Here is a 19,004-nt window from a genome sequence, read left to right as displayed (position 1 = left end):
GATTGACTTGACAGGCCCGACTACGGACCGCCATGACGCTCTGTTGAATCAGAATTGTCAAACTCGCTGCGCTTCGGCCTGACAGACGTCGAAGATCGGCAGGAGGGTCGCGTTCCCAGGGCCGTCGAGTTGCGGGGGTGGAGGTGCACGCTCCACGCTGGTGCCTACGCGGGACCGTACCGTGTCGGCCTCGTCCAAGAGCTACAGCTACTCGGCGAAACCAGCGAGAGGGGTAGCGCTGTGGATAATGACGCACATACCGCGGACGCCGGTATTGATCCGTTGGAGAAAGCAGCGCCTGACGGCTCTGCTCCGGTGACGGGAACTCTCGGCCCGGCCACTCGCGTGACGCAGGTGATGAATAACGTGGCCTGCACATACCAGAACGGCGGACAGCCCATCGCCACAGGGTCATTGAATGTGCAGGGCGGGAAGATTTACGCGTTCTTCACCGCCTCCGGCTGGAGCAGGTCAGGCGATACAGGACTACAGGCGAATCTCAGAATCGGCGAAAGTTCACCCTTTACCGCTCGCGTTTTCGCCAATCCGGATCTGACTCACCTGGCTATGATCAGACAGCGGGTATTCCTCGACAACCTCCGGCCGGACCCGTCCGCCTCAGCGAAGATCACCGCCGGGAAGGAGACGGTCACCGACACAAACGACCATGTCTCGCTGACTGTCTTCGAACTCGGGTCACCGGCCGTCTGGCGGAGGGTCTGCAGAAAGGTCGGCCCTCCCGATTCCTCCAGCCAGTACGTGAGCACCTCCTTCCGCTCGCGCGGCGGGTACCTGCTCGTGTGCGCCTCCGCCACCGGCTTCAGCACGAGCGCGCAGGCGATGACCGGAATGGTCTTGTGCATCGACGAAACGTGTCACGGAACCATCCAGATCTTCGCGAACAAGAAGAACTGGCACCTGGCGTTTGTACCGGCCGACTTCCTGATCAAAAACATCCCACCCGGGGATCACACCCTCGTCGCCACGCCCGCCGACGGCACCACCATCGACAGTAACGACGCTTATGCCATCACCATCTTCGAGGTCATGGCGCCGCCCACTGTGCTCAACGTGACCGAGGTCCTGGCCAACGCCCCCGCCGCTGGGCAGACAGGCGGCAAGCGGGTAGCAAGTGGTGGGTTCAGCAGTTACGGCGGGACCCTCGTCATTACCTCGGCTGCCTCAGCGTACTCCCACGATGGCGCGGCGAAGCTCGGCATGACCATCCAGGTCGACAGCCAAGAGGTCGGCTCGATGCAGGCATTCGCGAATCCCCAGGGACTCCATCTGGGCCTGCCCGGGAACGATCTCGTGGTCACCGGCATCAACGCGGGTAAGCACACGGTCTCGTTGGAGGCGGACGCTGGGACCGCCACAGACTCCAATGACCGCTGTTCGGTCACGATCATCGAGGTGGCGACGTCGACATGGCCATAACCCGCCTGCGGATCACGTTCGATATGTTCAGTGGTCGGCCCAACCCGGTCGTTGAGGTAGCAGGCCCTGAGGCCGGGGAACTGCTCGCCCGGCTCGCGCCGGGCGACCTGATCGACGCTGCCGAGCAGGCCGACCCGCGCCCGCATCTTGGCTACCGCGGGCTCGTCGTCGAACAGGCCGGCGAGCAGGCCCCGTTTCTGCCGGAGGTCTTCCGCTTGGTGGCCGGGCGGCTGCTCGGTCCCGGGCTGCGGCGATGGGCGGCCGATCCGGAGGTGGAGGACTACATCTGCTCCGAACAGGGACCAGCCGGGCAGGTGCTGAGCAGCCCGGCGGAACTGGGCTTCCTCCGGGACGGCCTGGCCGCCGCGCGAACGGCGGAGTGGTGGCTGCCGCCGCCGGAGGATCAGGATGTACTCGCGGTGGCAGGCTGTCCGTCAGCACCGGCTGCGGCCCCGGAGCAGTGGAGTGACGCAAAGGCTCGTTCCATCGACTGTAAGCGGATGAATCCCGACTGGTGCAGGCAGTGCACCAACAACTGCTACAACTACGCCACCAATGTGCGTACCGACACGTTCGCCCAACCGGGCCGGGGTAGTGGCCGGACCTTCACCGCCATTGACTGCGACTGTGCTCACCTCAGCCGTTACGCGTTCTACGACGGCCTGGTATACACCCCGGCTGCCGACAACGTCTGCCCTTCGGAAGGCGTGCTGGTCGCCCTCGTGTTGGAACCCGGCGTCGACTTCCACTGGTACCGCATGAACAGCGACGGTTTCTGGACGCACAAAGCAGGAGTGGCACCGGTCAGCGATCTCGACGACGCGGGGCAGAAGATCACTGATCCGCGCTCTTGCTCACGCCTCAAGTACTCGCAGTTCTGCAGCTTCATGAACGTTCCCGAGGGCAGCGCCCGTATCAGCTAGACCAGATCATGTGCGGATCGCCGCGGTGAGGCCGAGGAGTGCCAGGGGTCTGCGGCAGTCGCGGGCGGTGTGGCGTAGGCCGGCGGCGATGTTGGTGCGGCCGTCCTGGCGGTGGACGCCGATGGCGAGATTGCGCAGGCCGGCCATGATGCAACTCGTTTATGACGCCGCTGAGCACTCGGCGGCTGCAGTTCCTCCACCAGACGTCCGAAGGGACGTCGGCGTTGTCGAAGTCGGCGAGGGTCATGTCGCGCACGTGGGTGAGGAGTTGGCGGAAGGTGGGCTCGGCGAACGGGCCGATGCGTACCGGGTGTTCCGCCCTCAGCGTGCTGCGCGCCCCACGCTCCAAGAATGACCAAGGGCCGGTTTCGGATGTCTCCGAAACCGGCCCTGATCTGCGACTGTCTCCAGTCGGGACGACAGGATTTGAACCTGCGACCCCTTGACCCCCAGTCAAGTGCGCTACCAAGCTGCGCCACGTCCCGTTGCCCGTCTGACCTGGGGTTTCCCCTGGCTGAACGCGCAGGAAAACAATACCGCACTCCGGTCGGTGGTCGCGCACGGGTTTTGTCCGGGCGGCGACGGGGCGGCGGTACTTGACCTCAAGTTTGGTTGAGGTCACACCATCGTGGCATGACGATCATCGAGGAGAGCGAACGCGCCCACGGCTACGACGATCTGCCCGGGCTGATGGGGCTCATGACCGGCGACGAGAAGCACGGACCGGCTGCCACGTCCACGCTGGACGTGCTCTGGGTGCTCTACGACCGGGTGCTCAAGGTCCGCCCGGAGCAGCCGGACGACCCCGAGCGGGACCGGTTCCTGCTGTCGAAGGGACACGGCCCGATGGCGTACTACGCGGTGCTCGCCGCGAAGGGCTTCGTGCCGGTCGACTGGCTGCCGGACTTCGGTACCTACGACTCCCCGCTCGGCCACCATCCGGACCGCACCCTGGTGCCGGGCGCCGAGATCGGCAGCGGGTCGCTCGGGCACGGACTGCCCATCGCCGTCGGCACGGCCCTGGGGCTGCGCGCCCAGGGGCTGAAGCGGCCCCGCGTGTGGGTGCTGACCGGGGACGCCGAACTGGACGAGGGCAGCAATCACGAGGCCATCGCCTTCGCCGGGCCGGCCGGACTCGAACAATTGCACACCGTCGTCGTCGACAACGCCTCCGCCAGTCATGCCCGTGCCGGCGGGATCGGGGCCCGCTTCGAGGTGGCGGGCTGGTCGACCGCGAGCGTCGACGGCCGCGATCACGAGGCCCTGTACGCCGCGTTCACCGCGCCGCATCCGGGCCGCCCGCACATGGTGGTGGCCCGGGTGGAACCGAAGAACCCGTGATCCGGTTCCCGCTGAGCAGGCCCCCGGCTTCCCCCGACTCACCGACACAGAAGGGCTCGACCCCCATGGACACCATGCGTGACCGTCTCGCACCGGCCGTCTCGCGCCTGCTCGACGAGGATCCGCGGGTGGCGGTCGTCCTCGCCGAGATCGGCAGGGACGGTTTCACCGACGCGTGGCGCCGGCATCCCGACCGGGTGATCAACGTCGGCATCCGTGAGCAGCTACTCGTCGGAGCAGGCGCCGGACTGGCGCTGACCGGTATGCGACCCATCCTGCACACCTTCGCAAGCTTCCTCGTCGAGCGCCCCTTCGAGCAGGTCAAACTGGATCTGGGGCACCAGGGCGTGGGCGCGGTGCTGGTCAGCGCCGCCGCCTCCTTCGACTGGCCCGCGGGCGGCTACACCCACATGTCACCCGGCGACGTGGCACTGCTCGACACCCTGGACGGCTGGACCGTCCATGTGCCCGGGCACCCGGACGAGGCCGAGGCCCTGCTGCGGCACGCGGTCGCCGCGGGCGACGACAAGGTCTACGTACGGCTGTCCGTGCAGTCGAACGCAGACCGCCGCCCGGTCGACAGCGAGCACTTCGTGACCGTCCGCGAGGGCCGCTCGGGCGTGGTGGTCGCCGTCGGGCCCCTGCTCGACGCCGTGCTCACCGCGACGGAGGGCCTGGACGCCACCGTGTTGTACGCGACGACCGTACGGCCCTTCGACGCGGCCGCGCTGCGCCGGGCGACCGAGGCGGCCGGTACGGACGTCGTCCTGGTCGAGCCGTACCTGGCGGGCACGTCGGCCTCGGCGGCGAACGACGCGCTCCGCGATGTCCCGCACCGCGTCCTGGGGCTCGGCGTGCGCCGCGCCGAGTTGCGGCGCTACGGGACCGCGGAGGAGCACACCGCCGCGCACGGGCTCGACGCCCGGTCACTGCGGGAACGGATCTCGGCGTTCCTCGGGACCCGGGCCGGGGCGGGCATCGCAAGCGCCCCGGGCGCCTGAGGGCCGGTCCCTCAAAGCCGGTACCGCAAGGCTCGATGCCTGAAGGCCGATGCTTCAAGGGGGCCAGTGCCTCAGGGACGGTGTCTGAAAGGCTTCCGCGCGAAGGCAGCGGCGGCCGGACCCCAAGGCCGGAGTCGCCCCCGTCAGTGCGGTTCGGGGTGCGTCCGCCCGGGTGTCGCCTCCACGGCCCCCTCGGACGCGTGCGGGCCATGGGTGCCGCGTGCGTCGGCCCGTATGAGGCCGCGTATCGCGGGCACCGCCAGCAGGATCGTCGGGACGACGAGACTCATCCCGGCGGACACCAGCAGCACGTGGTCCGCGCCCAGGGCGGTGGCGGCCGGGCCCGCCAGGGCCTGGCCGACGGGCATCATGGCGAGGGAGCCCGCCACGTCGTACGCGTGGATGCGGTTGAGGACGTCGGAGGGAACCTGGGTCTGGACGCTGGTCGCCCACATCACGCCCCAGAACGACATGCCCGCCCCGGCGACGGCGGCGCCCGCCGCCATGGCCGGCACGCCGAAGCCGGCCCCGACCGTCGCCGGGAAGCCGACGAAGGCGAACAGGGCGAACGCTCCGGCGCGCAGCATACGGCGGGGGCGCAGCCGCAGTGCGAGGAAGCCGCCGACGACGGTGCCTGCGCCGAGGGCGGAGTTGATCAGGCCGTAGGCGCGCGGGCCGTGCTGCTGGACGACTTCGGTCGCCACCAGCGGGACGGTCGGACCCCAGACGGCGATCATGTACAGACACCAGACGGCGATGACGCCCCAGAGCCATGACCTGGCCCTGAACTCCCGCCATCCTTCGACCAGATCGGCTCTGAAGGCACTGGCGGCCGTGCGGTCCGGTGCGCCGGTCCGGATGAGCGGGGGCAGCCGGAGCAGGAGCAGGCACAGGGCGCTGACCCCGTAGGTGGCGGCGTGCGCCGCGAACACCCCGCCGGGTGAGGCGAAGCCGACGAGCAGGCCCGCGGCGGCGGGGCCCGCGAGCTGGGCCGAGGACTCGGCGATGCGTATGGCGCCGTTGGCCGCCTGGACGTCGGAGGCGAGCCGGGGCACCGTGCTGGCCACGCCGGGCTGGAACACGGCGCCCGCCACGCCGTTGACGAGGCCGATCGCGCAGATCTCCCAGAGCACCACGTGCCCGGAGTAGAAGAGCACGGCGGCCAGGGACTGGGTGCCGACCCGCACCAGGTCGGCGCCGATCATCAGCTTGCGGGTGCTGAACCGGTCGGCGATGACCCCGCCGAAGACCACGAGACCGGCGAAGGCGGCGGCCGTCGAGGCCATGGCGAGGCCGACCGCGCCCGCGCCGTACCCGTGCTGGAGCAGGCCCGCGGCGAGGGCGACCGGCAGCATGGTGTCGCCGAGCCGGGCGACGGCCCGCGCGACGAAGAACAGCGCGAAGTCCCGCGACCACACCGACCGCGCCCGACCGCCGTCACCCACTCCGGCCCCGGCCTCGACTCGGACCCCCGCTCCGGGTCCGGCAGCGAGGTCATCCCGCCCCGGTACCTCCCCCGTCGACGGCTGCGACGGCTGCGACGACGTTCCGGTCATCCCTGCGGCACTCCCCTCCCCGACCGATCCCCCACTCCCCGGCCGACCGCGGCCCCTCCCACGCCGGCCGGCCCCACTGTCTCCGGATCATGCCACGGCCCACTGACAACGCCCGAGGGGGTTTTCAGCGGGCGGTGGGCAGTCCCAGCTCCGGATGGGCCTCGATCAGCCGCGGCGGAGCCGCCTGGCGCCAGGAGTCCGCCAGGATGTCCCGCAGCTCGGCCTCGTCCTCCAGCGTCGCGAGCCGGACCCGTACCCAGGCGAACTGGGCCTCATGACCGGCGATCCAGAACTTCTCCGGCTCGGCCAGGACCAGTTCGTCCCGCTCCTCCTTGGGACAGCGCACGGCTATGGAGGTCTCCTCCTCCGGCAGGGTGGCGAACATCTTCCCCGCGACCCGGAACGTGGGCATGCTCCAGGCGGTCTTCTCGGTGGTGTCCGGCAGGGACAGGGCGATACGGCGTACGTCATGGGCATCCGGCATGCCACGCACGCTAACCCGTGCCACTGACAGCCTGCCCGAGGAAGCCGCGGGCACCCCCCTACGCCTGCGCCGCCTCGTCCAGGGCCTGGAGCACCGGGCGGATCAGCGGGTGCCCCTCGGCTCCCCGGCGCACCGCCGCGAAGACCCGTCGGGTGGGCGCCACGCCGTCCACGGGCCGGACGACCACGCCCGTGAGGTCCATGCCGCGCAGCGCGGAGCGAGGGACGAGGGCCACTCCCGCGTCGGCCGAGGCGAGGGCCACGACGGCGCGGAAGTCGTCGGAGGAGTGTTCCAGGCGGGGCTGGAAGCCGGCGCTCTCGCAGGCCAGGACGACCACGTCGTGGCAGGGGTTGCCGGGGTAGGGGCCGATCCAGGTGTCCTTGGCCAGCTCGGCGAGCTGGACCTCGGCGGCGTCGGCCAGTCGGTGGGCGACCGGAACGACCGCGTCGAACGGCTCGGCGTACAGCGGTACGTGGGTCAGCCGGGGGTCGTCGGCGGACGGCGCGCCCCGGTACTCGACGGCGACCGCCACGTCGACCTGCCGGTCCAGCACCATGGGCAGGCTTGCGTCGCCCTCCGCGTCCCGCACGCGGATGCGGATGCCGGGCGCCGTACCGGCCAGGCGGGCCACCGCGGGCGCCAGCACCTGCGCGATGCCCGTGGCGAAGGCGGCGACCGTCACCGTGCCGGCCTCGCCGGAGCCGTAGGCGGCGAGCTCGGCCTCCGCCCGCTCCAGCTGGGCGAGGACCGCGTTGGTGTGGCTGAGCAGGATCTCCCCGGCCGGGGTCAGCCGTACGCCCTTGGCGCCGCGCTCGACCAGCCGGTGGCCGGTCTCCTGCTCCAGGGCCGTGAGCTGCTGCGAGACGGCCGAGGGGGTGAGGTAGAGCGCGGCGGCAGCGGCGGTCACCGTGCGGTGGTCGGCCACCGCACGGAGGATGTGCAGCCGCCGCGCTTCGATCATGCGAACGATTATCGCAAGACCTGGGACCGGTCGGCCCCGGGCTCAGCCCTCCAGCTCGGCGCGCGCCGCGACGAACGCGTCCACCGCGCGGTTCACGTCCTCGATGGAGTGCGCGGCGGAGAGCTGCACGCGGATGCGCGCCTGGCCCTGCGGCACGACCGGGTAGGAGAAGCCGATCACGTACACGCCGCGCTCCAGGAGCAGCTCCGCCATGCGGGCCGCCTCGGACGCGTCGCCGATCATCACCGGGGCGATGGCGTGGTCGCCGGGGAGGATGTCGAAGCCCTCCTCGGTCATCCGGCGGCGGAACAGCGCGGTGTTCTCGGTGAGCCGGACGCGCAGGTCGTCCGCGGACTCCAGCAGGTCCAGCACCTTGAGGGAGGCCGCCGCGATCACCGGGGCGAGCGTGTTGGAGAACAGGTACGGCCGGGAACGCTGGCGCAGCAGGGCGACGATCTCGGCGCGGGCGGCGACGTAGCCGCCGGAGGCACCGCCGAGCGCCTTGCCGAGGGTGCCGGTGATGATGTCCACGCGGTCCATGACGTCGTGCAGTTCGGGGGTGCCGCGGCCGCCGGGGCCGACGAAGCCGACGGCGTGGGAGTCGTCGACCATGACCATGGCGTCGTAGCGGTCGGCGAGGTCGCAGATCTCGCGCAGCGGCGCCACATAGCCGTCCATCGAGAACACGCCGTCGGTGACGACCAGCTTGCGGCGCGCCCCGCCTTCGGTGGCCTCCTTCAACTGCTGCTCCAGGTCCGCGAGATCGCGGTTGGCGTAGCGGAAGCGGCGGGCCTTGGACAGCCGGATGCCGTCGATGATCGAGGCGTGGTTGAGGGCGTCGGAGATGACCGCGTCCTCGGGGCCGAGCAGCGTCTCGAACACGCCGCCGTTGGCGTCGAAGCAGGAGGAGTACAGGATCGTGTCCTCCTGGCCGAGGAACGCCGACAGCCGGGCCTCCAGCTCCTTGTGCACCTCCTGGGTGCCGCAGATGAAGCGCACGGAGGCCATGCCGTAGCCCCAGCGGTCCAGGGCCTCGTGGGCGGCGGTGACGACCTCGGGGTGGTCGGCGAGGCCGAGGTAGTTGTTGGCGCAGAAGTTGAGGACCTCGCCGGGGCGGCCGCCCGCGGTGACCTCGACGGTCGCGGACTGCGGGGTGCCGATGACGCGCTCGGGCTTGTGCAGCCCGGCGGCGCGGATCTCGTCGAGGGTGGCGCGCAGGTCGTCGCGCACGGAGTCGAACATCAGGGTGCTCCTTGAAGGTGCCGGCGGAAGGCGGAGAAGGTGAGGTACGCGGTCACGCGGTCCAGTCGAGGATGATCTTTCCGCCCTTGCCGCTGGCGGCGTCGGCGAAGGCCTCCTCGAAGTCCTCGTAGCCGTACCGGCCGGTGACGACGGGAGCGAGGTCGAGGCCGCCCTCCAGCAGTACCGACATGGCGTACCAGGTCTCGAACATCTCCCGGCCGTAGATGCCCTTGATGGTGATCATCGAGGTGACGACGCGGGCCCAGTCGACGGGGAACTCCTGGGCGGGCAGGCCCAGCATCGCGATCTTGCCGCCGTGCGTCAGGTTCGCGATCATGTCGCGCATCGCCTCGGGGCGGCCGGACATCTCCAGGCCGACGTCGAAGCCCTCGCGCAGGCCGAGCGTGCGCTGTCCCTCGGCGATCGTGTCCTTGGAGACGTTGAGGGCGAGGCTCACGCCGATCTTGCGGGCCAGCTCCAGGCGCTCCTCGCTCACGTCGGTGATGACGACGTTGCGCGCGCCGGCGTGCCGCGCGACGGCCGCCGCCATCAGGCCGATCGGGCCGGCACCGGTGATCAGGACGTCCTCGCCGACCAGCGGGAAGGACAGCGCGGTGTGCACGGCGTTGCCGAACGGGTCGAAGATCGCGGCGATGTCGAGGTCGACGGGGACGCGGTGCACCCAGACGTTGGCGGCGGGCAGGGCGACGTACTCGGCGAACGCGCCGTCGCGTCCGACGCCGAGGCCGATGGTGGCCCGGCACAGGTGGCGGCGTCCGGCCAGGCAGTTGCGGCACTTGCCGCACACCAGGTGGCCCTCGCCGCTGACCCGGTCGCCGGGCTTGATGTCGTCGACGTCCGCGCCGGTCTCGACGACCTCGCCGACGAACTCGTGTCCGACCACGAGCGGGGTGCGGATCGCCTGCTGGGCCCAGCCGTCCCAGGCCCGGATGTGCAGGTCGGTGCCGCAGATGCCGGTCCGCAGGACCTTGATCAGTACGTCGCCGGGTCCGATGACGGGCTCGGGGACGTCCGCGAGCCACAACCCGGGCTCCGCCTTCTGCTTGACCAGCGCCTTCAACGCTACCGCTCCTGTGGTTCCGGGCCCCGGGTCAGGGCGTGCCAGGGCAGCCCGCTTCCGGGGGAGGGGTGGATTCCGTTAGCAATCTGCCGTACGGCGGCACGCCGGTCCATCGAGGATTTCTTAAGCACGGCCACAGCTCCGCTTCACGCCGTTCCCGGGCGTCGCTACAGGTCAGAACAGGAAGCCCTCGGGCTCCCGGCGTTCCAGCCGTGGGGCGAGTTCCGCGGCGGCCGCCTTGATGGTCCGCAGCCCCTCCCGGCCCCACGGCCGCGGTTCGACGTCGACGACGCACACCGTGCCGAGCACCATCTGCGTACTGTCGATGAGCGGTGCGCCCAGATAGGAGCGGATGCCGTACTCGTCCACGATCGCGTTGCCCGCGAACCGCGGATAGTCGCTGACGTCCTCGAGGACCAGGGCCTTGTGCCGCACCACGACATGGGGGCAGAAGCCGCAGTCGCGGGCCAGCCGGCGGCCCAGCTCACGCCGGCCTCCGTCGCCGTCGCCTCCGGTGTCGGTGTCGGTTTCGGTGTCGACGCTCAGGACGTCGCGTTCGGGCCGGTGCAGCCCGGCGAAGAACTGCCCCCGCTCGTCCAGGAAGTTGACCATCGCGTACGGCGCCCGGGTGAACGCGGCGAGGCGGTCGGCGAAGGCGTCGAGAGCGGGCTCGGGGCGCTCCCCCAGGCCCAGGCGGCGCAGCCGCTCGGTGCGGGCGGGGGCGTCCTTGTCCTCCGGGGTCAGCAGCAGGCGACCGGCCGGGCGGGGCGGCTCGTAGCTCATGGCCGGGCTCCGTCGCTGTCGGCGTATGTCATGTACGGGCTCCGTGACGGTGTGCGGGGGTCAGTGTGCCGGGGTCATCCGTGCGCGCCCCGGGCCGGCGCGGGGACGGCGGGTGCGTGGGCGATGAGATGCCGGACGAGGGTCAGCAGGGTCTGGATGCCGGAGCTGGAGATACGGGCGTCGCAACGGACCACGGGGATCCGCGGGTCGAGATCGAGGGCCGCGCGCACCTCCTCGGCATCGTAGCGGTGGGCACCGTCGAACTCGTTGACGCCGACGACGAAGGCGAGGCCGCGTCGTTCGAAGAAGTCGACGGCGGCGAAGCACTCCTCCAGCCTTCGGGTGTCGGCGAGGATCACCGCACCCAGGGCGCCCTCGCACAGCTCGTCCCACATGAACCAGAAGCGCTCCTGGCCGGGCGTGCCGAACAGGTAGAGCACGTGCCGCGGGTCCAGGGTGATGCGGCCGAAGTCCATCGCGACGGTCGTCTCGACCTTGTTCTCCACGCCGTCGAGGTTGTCCGTGGCCGCGCTGACCGTGGTGAGCAACTCCTCCGTGCTCAGCGGCGCGATCTCGCTGACCGCGCCGACGAAGGTCGTCTTGCCCACCCCGAAGCCTCCCGCCACGAGGATCTTCAGCGCGGTGGGGAAGGGGCCGGGGCCGTCGTCGTAGTCAGAGCTGTCGTCGTAGTCCATCGAGCACTGCCTCCAGAAGAGCCCGGTCGGTGGGGTGGTGGTACGCGGGGGGCCCGGTGGTCAGCGCCCCGCAGTCGACGAGATCGGACAGCAGCACCTTGGTCACCACGGCCGGCAGCTTCAGATGGGCGGCGATCTCGGCCACCGGGAGGGGGGCGCGGCACAGGTCGAGTGCCTGGCCGTGCTCCGGGCCGAGGTGGACCGGCGGCGCCGCCCCGGTGGCCATCACCTGGGACATCAGGTCGAGCGCGATGCTGGGCCGGGTGCGGCCGTCGCTGACGGTGAAAGGACGCACCAGCCGTCCGGCCGCGTCGTCGAGCCAGGGCCTGTCGCCGGCCGCCGCCGCGCTCAAGGCCGCAGCGCCCGGGATTCGACGGAATGCTGCCGGGGCGCGGTCTCCAGGTAGGGGCGGACGCTCTTGACGAGCATCGCCATCTCGTAGCCCAGCACAGCCGCGTCGGCCTCGCGGCCCGCGAGCACGGCCAGACAGGTGCCGGTACCCGCGGTGGTGACGAACAGCAGCGTCGCGTCGAGTTCCACGACGACCTGACGCACCTCGCCGCCGTCGCCGAAGCGGACGCCGGCGCTGCGGCCGAGGGAGTACAGGCCGGAGGCCAGGGCGGCCATGTGGTCGGCGCTGTCGTGGTCGAGGCCGTGCACGGACTTCACCAGCCCGTCGCAGGACAGCAGGACCGCGCTGGTGGTGTGCGGTACGCGCTGCACGAGGCCGCTCATCAGCCAGTCGAGGTCGGAGACACGGCCGGTCGGCGCATCGCTCACCATGGTGGATCGACTCCTTGGGGTCCGAAGGTCTGCGCAAGCTCTGGGGTCGGGGGTGGTGGCCGGGCTGGGCGGGCTTGTGGTCATCCGGCCGGCTCGCTCCCGTCGTGCCGGCCGGTGAGGTGCTGCCCCGGCAGGAGCACGGGCCGCGCCTCCGCCGGCCCGGACGCGTCCAGGGGGTACGCGGGGTGCGTGGCGCCCGGGGAGTGCGGCTCGCGCGCAGGGCCCGGCTCCCGGCGCTGTTCCGACTCCGCGAGGCCCATCCCGCGCTGGAAGGCGGCCATCAGCCCGGGGTCGTGGCCGGTGACGTACCCGGATTCCTGGCGTGACACCGGGGCATCGCGCAGTTGCGGCACGAGGTGCTCCTGGGCGCGCCGCCGGGGCAGTTGGGGCCTCGCCATGGTCCCGCGCACCGCTCCGGCGCGCGGAACGGGCGGCGCACCGGCGTTCGCCGCCACGGCGGCCCGGTCGGCGGGCCGGATCCCCGGCACCGCCTCGGCGGGATTGTCCTGCCCGTCACGCGCGGTCCGCCGCGGCAGGGGGTCGAGGTGCTCCCGGTGGTCGCGGTCGACGGACTCGACGGGTCGTACGTCGCCGACGGGCGAGGTGGGGGCGGGCAGCAGATCGCCGCCGGGCGTGGGCGCGGGTACGGGGGTGGGCGTGTCGCCCACGGACGGGGGCGCGGGTACGGGGATAGGCGTGTCGCCCACGGGCATGGGCGCGGGCGCGGCCATGGGTGTGTGGCGCCGGAACACAGGCGCGGGTACGGACGGGGGTGCGTCGCCGCCGGCCATGGGCGCGGCCATGGCCGAGAACGCGTCGGCCCCGAACGGAGGCGCGGGTACGGACACCGGCATGTCGCCCCCGAACGCGGGCTCGGGCACAGACGTCGGAATGTCAGCCCCGGGCACGGCGGCGGGGGCGGGCACAGACACCGGCTCATCACCCCCGGATGTGGGCGCGGGCACGGACACCGCCATGCCATTCCCGACCCCAGGCACGGGCACGGACACCGGCCCGCCATCCCCGGCCTCAGGCACAGGCACGGACACCGGCCCGCCATCCCCGGCCTCAGGCACAGGCACGGACACCGGCCCGCCATCCCCGGCCTCAGGCACAGGCACGGACACCGGCCCGCCATCCCCGGCCTCAGGCACAGGCACGGACACCGGCCCGCCGTACCAAGCCACAGACTCGGGCACGGACACGGACCCGCCGTCCCCGACCCCAGGCCCGGGCACGGACACGGACCCGCCGTCCCCGACCCCAGGCCCGGGCACGGACACCGGCGCGCCACCCCCACCCCCGACCCCAGGCATGGGCGCCGGCCTGCCGTACCGGGCCCCAGACTCGGGCACGGACACGGACCCGCCGTCCCCGACCCCAGGCCCGGACACCGGCCCGCCAATCCCGATCCCAGGAGCAGGCATGGGCGCCGGCTTGCCATGCCGGGCCCGAGACGGAGGCACGGACATCGGCCCGCGGTCCCCGGCCCCGGGCGGGGGTGCGGCCATGGGCGTGTCGCGCCCGGACACCGGTGTGGCGGGCCCGGTGGTGCCGTTCGCGTGGGGCGAGGCCGGGGGCCGGTGGGCGCCAGTCGCGCGCGTGCCCGTCACGGGATGCATCCCGCCCTCGCGTTGGCGTGTGTCGCCGGGGCGGGCGGGGGCGCCGAGCAGGCCGGTGACGGGGCTCGGCGAGGGGCGTACGCCGGTGCCGTGCACGCCATGCACACCGTGACCGCCGGAGACGGCCGGCGCGCGGTGGGTGCCGCCGCCGTGCAGGGCCGGCGGTCCGCCGTACTGTCCTGGGGCCGGGACTGCGGGCCGTGCGCCGGTGTCCAGCGCCCCGAACGACGTGCCGGAGGCTCCCGTCGACGCTCCCAGCAGGGCCTGCGGCAGGACGACGACCGCCTGCACTCCGCCGTAGATGTTGGTCTGCAGACGGACGTGGACGCCGTGCCGCCTGGCGAGCTGGGAGACCACGTACAGCCCGATGCGGCCGTCGGCGAGCAGGCTCGCGACGTTGACCTGGTCGGGGTCGGCCAGCAGGGCGTTCATCCGGACCTGCTCACCGACCGGCATGCCCAGGCCCCGGTCCTCGACCTCCACCGCGAGTCCGGAGGTGACGAGGCTGGCGCGCAGCAGGACCTGGGTCTGCGGGGCGGAGAACAGCGTGGCGTTCTCGACGAGTTCGGCCACCAGATGGATCACGTCGGCGACGGCGTGGCCGCGCAGCCGCCCCTCGATCGGCGGGGCGAGCTTGACCCGTGAGTACTGCTCGACCTCGGCGATGGCCGAGCGGAGCACCTCCGTCATGCAGACCGGGTTGCTCCACTGGCGGCGGGAGACGGCGCCGCCGAGGACGGCGAGGTTCTCGGCGTGCCGGCGGACCCGGGTGGCGAGGTGGTCGACGTGGAAGATGCCCTTGAGCAGGTCGGGATCCTCGATGTCGTTCTCCAGCTCGTCGAGGATGGAGATCTCCCGGTGCACCAGGGACTGAAGGCGCCGGGCGAGATTGACGAAGACCTCCAGTTTCTGTTCGCTGCCGGTGCGGCTGGAGAGCTGGGCGGCGTGCACGACGGCGGCGAGGGCACCGTCGTGGGCGCGTGCCAGGTCGGCGGCGAGCAGGTCGATCTCGTCGGTGTCCTCCGGCGGGCCGCCGTGCGGCTTGCGCCGCGGCGGGGCCTCGCCCCGGCGCAGGGCGTCGACGAGCCCGCGCAGTTCGGCCTCGCGGCGTTCGGTGCCGCGGCGCAGGACGCCGATCCGGTCGTGCACCGACCGGGCGGCCCGGCCGGCGGCGACGGCGGCGATCACGATGCCGGCGACCGTGACCGCGAACGCTCCGGCGAGCACGGCCCACAGGACGAGACCGGGGCGTGCGCCGGTGGAGCGCACGGTGAAGATCACGGCCGCGCCGGCGCTGAGGGCGACCGAGGTCGGCGGCAGCACCGCCATGCGCAGCAGCTGAGGCCGTAGGCGGGTCTCGGGCAGCGAGGGGACGGTGCGGGTCACCGGCCGCCCGTGCCGCCCGCCCTCACGGCGGTCTGCGCGGGCGGCCGGTGCACGGAGGTGAGACATCTGATCCTCGTACGGGTCCGTCGGGCCTGTGTACTCGCGCCCGGGGCGCGAGCGGGCATGCGCCATCGCTGTGCCGGTCGACAGCGGCGCGTGTACGGCCCCGCGTCGCCCCACGGCCACTGACAGTAGTCACCAACGCACGAGGTGAAGTGGACAGTTGAGGAAATCCCCCAGGAAGCGTCCCGCTCTGGTATGAGCGTTCGCACGACAGAGCGATCACCCGCGCCGCCATACGGAACCGAACCGAAAGACGGCGATCTCTCCTGGTCGAAACCGGTCACGAACGGACGGCGGGGCCGGAGGGTCCTCCCTCTCCGGCCCCGCCGTCCGCCCGCCGTCCGCCACATCGTCGGTCCGGCCTCGTCAGGCCGGAACGATCCCGGCCCCTCTCCTCCCCCGGCCGGCACTCTCCGCACCGTCACCCGCTGTGTCGGACCACGCGTCAGGATCTGGGATCGGCGACGGCATCGGGCTCGTAGGAGTGGCGCCGGGCCAGTTGCGGTACGGACTGGATGGAGCGCAGGGCGGCCGGGGAGTAGGCGCCCCGCGGTGGTGGTGTGCCGCCGCCCGCCGCCCATCCCGCCGGAGTGCGCCCGCGGGACGGCTCCGCGCCCGGGCGGACGCGGGGGGTGAGCAGGCCGAGTTCGGCGGCGCGCACCCCCGCCTGGAACCGGGACCGGGCGTCGAGAATCTCCATGATGGTGGCGATGTGCCGGCGATAGGTGCGCACGGAGATGGACAACTCGCGCGAGGCGGCCTCGTCGGTGGCCCCGGTGTGGAGGTAGTGCAGTATCTGCTGGACGAGTTCGACGCGGGCATGGGCGCCCAGGCACACCCAGGCGGTGGCGTCGACCGCGTGACTCCAGACGGTGTCGAAGAGGGTCTGGCCGCACTGGGTGACGGAGGACGCCCGCAGGACGGACGCCTGGCGCTCGCCGGCCGTCTCGGTGCACACCAGCGTCGTCCGGCCGTCGACGATCAGGGACGTCATCAGCGGAATGCGGGCGATGCGGACGGCCTTGCACCCCCTGCGGGCGAGTTCCCGCACCATTTCGTGGTCGAGTGTGTCACGGGTGCACAGGATCCGGAGCCGCACCATGTCGCCACGTCTGCGCAGCAGTTCGCGCAGCAGCGCGTAGACGGCCTCCGCGTGACCGGGTAAGGCGACCACGGCGTCGACCGTGCGTCCGGCACCGTCCGCCAACTCCACGGCGGCCGCCAGGATCTGGGCGTCGATCGGGTTCAGCGCGGTGGCGAGCGGTTCTCCGGACGTCCCGTCCCGGTGCTCCCGGTACTCCCGGTGCTTCGCCACCGTGGAGAGAATCAGGGAATGCACGTCCAGGAAGACCTTGTCCATGTCGTGCCGGCCCGCCCCCTCCCGGCCGGCTCCCCCGTGTTCATGCGACCTTCCCCCGAACTGGTTCCGCATTCCTCACCCCGTCTGGCCGGATCTGGCTGCACCTGAGTGCTCGACCGTACGGCGAGGGGCATGCCCGGGAAGGCCGCGCCCGCGCCCCCGTTCGTGCACTGCCGACCGCCGGGCCGCGCGATTCGGACGGCAGGCGCCGACGGTTCGGGCGCGAGTCCCCAGCCCTCATGGGACGTGGGGGCCCACCTGGGACACGTATGATGTCTGTGAACTGGAGGGGACGCTAGTTCCGCAACATGTTCCACGTCAACGGCCCCTGGAGCAAAGAAAGTTCTGCCGGGAAGTAAACCTCCGGGGGCGGTCGGAGCCACTCCCGGCGCCCCCTTCCCGTGACTCCCTCACTCCTCCAGGCGGATGGCCCGGGCCGGGCAGACCGCGGCGGCCTGCCGGACGTCGTCCGCGCGGTCGGCGGGCGGGGTGTCGTCGAGCAGGACGGCGATGCCGTCCTCGTCCCGCTGGTCGAACACGTCGGCGGCGGTCAGCACGCACTGGCCGGAGGCGACGCACGTGTCCTGGTCGATGAGAACCTTCATGACTTCCTCCTCGGAACGCCCTCGGGGCCGAAAAAGGGCTGACCTGTGCGGGCGCGGCGGCACCGCCGCACGGGCGAGCCCGCCCCACGCACAGATCAGCCCGCGGCCGGCGGCTACTCGCCCGCCGCCGCCTCCATCTCACGCACCAGGCTGAGCGGCCGCATGTCGGTCCAGTTCTCGTTGACGTACTCCAGGCACGCCTCCCGGCCGGCCCGGCCGTGCGCGACCGTCCAGCCGGCCGGAACCTCGGCGAAGGCCGGCCAGAGCGAGTGCTGTCCCTCGTCGTTGACCAGCACGTAGTAGTCGGCGTCGTTGTCCTCGAAAGGATTGGTGCTCATATACCCTTCTCCATCCTGCGATGCGGTCCGCCTGAACTGGGTTGTCTCCACAGGCGATTGCGGGAATCCTTCGTATCGGTGATTTCGATCCTCCCGGACAGTTGAACGTCGAACGGGACAGGCTGCCGGGAATTGTCAGAGCCGGACGGGAAGCGCGGCCGGAGACCTGACGAGCAGAGCGGGCTGATAACGAAGTTCCGACGGGTGCACGGCGAGTCGGACGTCCGGGAAACGCTCGAAGACACGGCGGATCGATATCTCCGCCTGGGCCCGCGCCAGATGCGTTCCGATGCAGTAGTGGATGCCGTGCCCGAAAGTGAGGTGCACCGGTTTCGGGCGGTCGATGTCCAGTTCGTCCGGCCGGTCGGGAAGGGCCTCCGGATCGTGGTTCGCACTGGCCGGGGAGAGCATCACGATCTCGCCCGCCGGAATCGTGGTGCCCGCGATCTCGACGTCCTCCAGGGTCAGGCGCTGGAGGGTGTACATCATGGGGCCGGCGAACCGGATCAACTCGTCGACGACCCGGGGGATGCGGTCGAGGTCGGCCTTGAGCCGCTCGGCCTGCTCGGGGTGGGTCAGCAGTCCCACGAAGCAGCCGGTCACCAGGGCGGTGGTGGTCTCGTTGCCGCCGGTCATCAGCGCGAAAGCGGTGGAGAGGATCTCCTTAGGGGTCAGCAGCTTGTCGCCCTCGGCGTGCACCATCGCGGAGACCAGGTCGTCGGTCGGGTGCCGCTGCTTCTCAGCGATCAGATCGGCCATGTAAGCGGACAGTTGCCGGGTGTGCTCGGCCAGGACACCGGTCGGATCGGCGGCGTCGGTGGACCGCATTGTGTTCGACCAGACCTTGAACTGCCGCCAGTCGGCGGCGGGAACGCCCAGGAGCTGGGCGATCGCGATGATCGGCAGCGGCTCGGTGAGACCGGCCAGCAGATCAGGACGCGGCTGTACGGCGAGTTCGTCGAGCAGGCCGTCGACGACCTTCTCCAGGCTGGGACGCATGTTCGCGACCCGCTTGGGCGTGAAGGCGAACACCAGCGCCTTGCGCAGCCGGGTGTGCCGCGGCGGGTCGGAGTTGGCCAGATGGTGGGTGATCTCGTCGGCCGGCTGCAGCTCCTTGCCGATCTGCCGGCCGAGCGCCCGGTACAGGTTCCCGATGTCCCGGCTCATCCGGGGATCGGCCAGTGCGCTGCGGACGTCCTCGTGCCGGGTGACCACCCAGGCCCGCGCTCCGTCCGGCGTCTGCACCATGGTCACCGGCTGTTCGGCGCGCAGCGCGGCGAAGGTCGGATACGGGTTCTGGGTGTATGCGTCACTGAACATCCAGTGCTTCGAAAGCGCTCCGC

Annotated in this window: 18 protein-coding genes, 1 tRNA gene and 1 pseudogene; 4 read left to right on the top strand and 16 right to left on the bottom strand. The window is 71.5% G+C overall.

The genetic code is table 11. The features are described 5' to 3' along the window. The first annotated feature begins 240 nt into the window (after positions 1-240). The gene (locus OIE49_RS31605; RefSeq protein ID WP_326805274.1) at positions 241-1,437 is read left to right on the top strand and encodes a hypothetical protein; all 1,197 of its coding nucleotides are present in this window, start codon (positions 241-243) and stop codon (positions 1,435-1,437) included. Further along, on the top strand, positions 1,428-2,360 hold the full coding sequence (locus OIE49_RS31600; RefSeq protein ID WP_326805273.1) for a hypothetical protein: 933 nt from the start codon (positions 1,428-1,430) through the stop codon (positions 2,358-2,360). The genes OIE49_RS31605 and OIE49_RS31600 overlap by 10 nt, the downstream gene beginning before the upstream one ends. A 6-nt stretch (positions 2,361-2,366) precedes the next feature. Here OIE49_RS31600 and OIE49_RS31595 read toward each other — a convergent pair whose 3' ends face one another. Together OIE49_RS31595 and OIE49_RS31590 are read right to left on the bottom strand one after the other, a co-directional pair. Beyond that, entirely contained in the window at positions 2,367-2,507 is a 141-nt protein-coding gene (locus tag OIE49_RS31595) for a hypothetical protein (protein WP_326805272.1), read from the bottom strand. Between the two features lie 264 nt (positions 2,508-2,771). Then, positions 2,772-2,845, bottom strand: a tRNA-Pro gene (locus tag OIE49_RS31590). 148 nt (positions 2,846-2,993) lie between these two features. Between OIE49_RS31590 and OIE49_RS31585 the strand changes: the two genes are divergently transcribed. Further along, entirely contained in the window at positions 2,994-3,701 is a 708-nt protein-coding gene (locus OIE49_RS31585; protein ID WP_326805271.1) for a transketolase, read from the top strand. Positions 3,702-3,766: 65 nt separating this feature from the next. Further along, positions 3,767-4,702 (top strand): transketolase family protein, encoded by a 936-nt coding sequence (locus OIE49_RS31580; RefSeq protein WP_326805270.1) that lies wholly within the window; start codon positions 3,767-3,769, stop codon positions 4,700-4,702. A gap of 143 nt (positions 4,703-4,845) precedes the next feature. Here the strand turns inward: OIE49_RS31580 and OIE49_RS31575 are convergent, their stop codons facing one another. From OIE49_RS31575 to OIE49_RS31510, 14 genes and pseudogenes are all read right to left on the bottom strand, one after another. After that, positions 4,846-6,258, bottom strand: a complete 1,413-nt coding sequence (locus OIE49_RS31575; RefSeq protein ID WP_326805269.1) for an MFS transporter — start codon at positions 6,256-6,258, stop codon at positions 4,846-4,848. A 124-nt stretch (positions 6,259-6,382) separates the two neighbouring features. Next, positions 6,383-6,742: an MmcQ/YjbR family DNA-binding protein gene (locus tag OIE49_RS31570; protein WP_326805268.1), complete on the bottom strand. Its 360-nt coding sequence runs from the start codon at positions 6,740-6,742 to the stop codon at positions 6,383-6,385. Positions 6,743-6,800: 58 nt separating this feature from the next. Continuing rightward, a complete protein-coding gene (locus tag OIE49_RS31565; RefSeq protein WP_326805267.1) occupies positions 6,801-7,703 on the bottom strand; it encodes a LysR family transcriptional regulator in 903 nt (300 codons plus the stop codon). 42 nt (positions 7,704-7,745) lie between these two features. Then, a complete protein-coding gene (locus tag OIE49_RS31560; RefSeq protein ID WP_326805266.1) occupies positions 7,746-8,945 on the bottom strand; it encodes a glycine C-acetyltransferase in 1,200 nt (399 codons plus the stop codon). 52 nt (positions 8,946-8,997) lie between these two features. Then, a complete protein-coding gene (gene tdh, locus OIE49_RS31555) occupies positions 8,998-10,026 on the bottom strand; it encodes an L-threonine 3-dehydrogenase (protein WP_100570050.1) in 1,029 nt (342 codons plus the stop codon). 174 nt (positions 10,027-10,200) lie between these two features. Continuing rightward, positions 10,201-10,809 carry a GAF domain-containing protein gene (locus OIE49_RS31550; protein WP_326805265.1) on the bottom strand — a complete coding sequence of 203 codons (609 nt, stop codon included), beginning with the start codon at positions 10,807-10,809 and terminating at the stop codon, positions 10,201-10,203. 74 nt (positions 10,810-10,883) lie between these two features. Then, a complete protein-coding gene (locus tag OIE49_RS31545) occupies positions 10,884-11,504 on the bottom strand; it encodes a GTP-binding protein (protein ID WP_326805264.1) in 621 nt (206 codons plus the stop codon). Beyond that, complete coding sequence (locus OIE49_RS31540; RefSeq protein ID WP_100570047.1) at positions 11,482-11,856, bottom strand: DUF742 domain-containing protein; 375 nt, start codon at positions 11,854-11,856, stop codon at positions 11,482-11,484. The genes OIE49_RS31545 and OIE49_RS31540 overlap by 23 nt, the downstream gene beginning before the upstream one ends. Further along, positions 11,853-12,287, bottom strand: coding sequence for a roadblock/LC7 domain-containing protein (locus OIE49_RS31535; protein WP_326805263.1), 435 nt, complete (start codon positions 12,285-12,287; stop codon positions 11,853-11,855). The genes OIE49_RS31540 and OIE49_RS31535 overlap by 4 nt, the downstream gene beginning before the upstream one ends. 1,415 nt (positions 12,288-13,702) lie before the next feature. Further along, a pseudogene (locus OIE49_RS37220) lies at positions 13,703-15,361 on the bottom strand (ATP-binding protein); the annotation flags it as partial. 442 nt (positions 15,362-15,803) lie between these two features. Then, positions 15,804-16,718 (bottom strand): helix-turn-helix transcriptional regulator, encoded by a 915-nt coding sequence (locus OIE49_RS31525; RefSeq protein ID WP_326805261.1) that lies wholly within the window; start codon positions 16,716-16,718, stop codon positions 15,804-15,806. Positions 16,719-17,128: 410 nt separating this feature from the next. Further along, the gene (locus tag OIE49_RS31520; protein WP_100570044.1) at positions 17,129-17,323 is read right to left on the bottom strand and encodes a ferredoxin; all 195 of its coding nucleotides are present in this window, start codon (positions 17,321-17,323) and stop codon (positions 17,129-17,131) included. A gap of 113 nt (positions 17,324-17,436) precedes the next feature. Beyond that, positions 17,437-17,661 carry an MbtH family protein gene (locus OIE49_RS31515; RefSeq protein WP_100570043.1) on the bottom strand — a complete coding sequence of 75 codons (225 nt, stop codon included), beginning with the start codon at positions 17,659-17,661 and terminating at the stop codon, positions 17,437-17,439. A gap of 135 nt (positions 17,662-17,796) precedes the next feature. Next, positions 17,797-18,981, bottom strand: a complete 1,185-nt coding sequence (locus tag OIE49_RS31510) for a cytochrome P450 family protein (protein WP_326805260.1) — start codon at positions 18,979-18,981, stop codon at positions 17,797-17,799. Between the last annotated feature and the right edge of the window lie 23 nt (positions 18,982-19,004).

This window comes from Streptomyces sp. NBC_01788 (assembly GCF_035917575.1).
GTDB lineage: Bacteria > Actinomycetota > Actinomycetes > Streptomycetales > Streptomycetaceae > Streptomyces.
This window is presented reverse-complemented; position numbering and strand designations above follow the sequence as displayed.

What these genes read in the sequence shown, in the direction of transcription:
- OIE49_RS31520 (WP_100570044.1), bottom strand. Translation starts at nt 17,323, where the DNA reads ATGAAGGTTCTCATCGACCAGGACACGTGCGTCGCCTCCGGCCAGTGC.
- OIE49_RS31600 (WP_326805273.1), top strand. Translation starts at nt 1,428, where the DNA reads ATGGCCATAACCCGCCTGCGGATCACGTTCGATATGTTCAGTGGTCGG.
- OIE49_RS31550 (WP_326805265.1), bottom strand. Translation starts at nt 10,809, where the DNA reads ATGAGCTACGAGCCGCCCCGCCCGGCCGGTCGCCTGCTGCTGACCCCG.
- OIE49_RS31545 (WP_326805264.1), bottom strand. Translation starts at nt 11,504, where the DNA reads ATGGACTACGACGACAGCTCTGACTACGACGACGGCCCCGGCCCCTTC.
- OIE49_RS31560 (WP_326805266.1), bottom strand. Translation starts at nt 8,945, where the DNA reads ATGTTCGACTCCGTGCGCGACGACCTGCGCGCCACCCTCGACGAGATC.
- OIE49_RS31585 (WP_326805271.1), top strand. Translation starts at nt 2,994, where the DNA reads ATGACGATCATCGAGGAGAGCGAACGCGCCCACGGCTACGACGATCTG.
- OIE49_RS31595 (WP_326805272.1), bottom strand. Translation starts at nt 2,507, where the DNA reads ATGGCCGGCCTGCGCAATCTCGCCATCGGCGTCCACCGCCAGGACGGC.
- OIE49_RS31515 (WP_100570043.1), bottom strand. Translation starts at nt 17,661, where the DNA reads ATGAGCACCAATCCTTTCGAGGACAACGACGCCGACTACTACGTGCTG.
- OIE49_RS31510 (WP_326805260.1), bottom strand. Translation starts at nt 18,981, where the DNA reads ATGTTCAGTGACGCATACACCCAGAACCCGTATCCGACCTTCGCCGCG.
- OIE49_RS31525 (WP_326805261.1), bottom strand. Translation starts at nt 16,718, where the DNA reads ATGGACAAGGTCTTCCTGGACGTGCATTCCCTGATTCTCTCCACGGTG.
- OIE49_RS31535 (WP_326805263.1), bottom strand. Translation starts at nt 12,287, where the DNA reads ATGGTGAGCGATGCGCCGACCGGCCGTGTCTCCGACCTCGACTGGCTG.
- OIE49_RS31580 (WP_326805270.1), top strand. Translation starts at nt 3,767, where the DNA reads ATGGACACCATGCGTGACCGTCTCGCACCGGCCGTCTCGCGCCTGCTC.
- OIE49_RS31570 (WP_326805268.1), bottom strand. Translation starts at nt 6,742, where the DNA reads ATGCCGGATGCCCATGACGTACGCCGTATCGCCCTGTCCCTGCCGGAC.
- OIE49_RS31565 (WP_326805267.1), bottom strand. Translation starts at nt 7,703, where the DNA reads ATGATCGAAGCGCGGCGGCTGCACATCCTCCGTGCGGTGGCCGACCAC.
- OIE49_RS31575 (WP_326805269.1), bottom strand. Translation starts at nt 6,258, where the DNA reads ATGACCGGAACGTCGTCGCAGCCGTCGCAGCCGTCGACGGGGGAGGTA.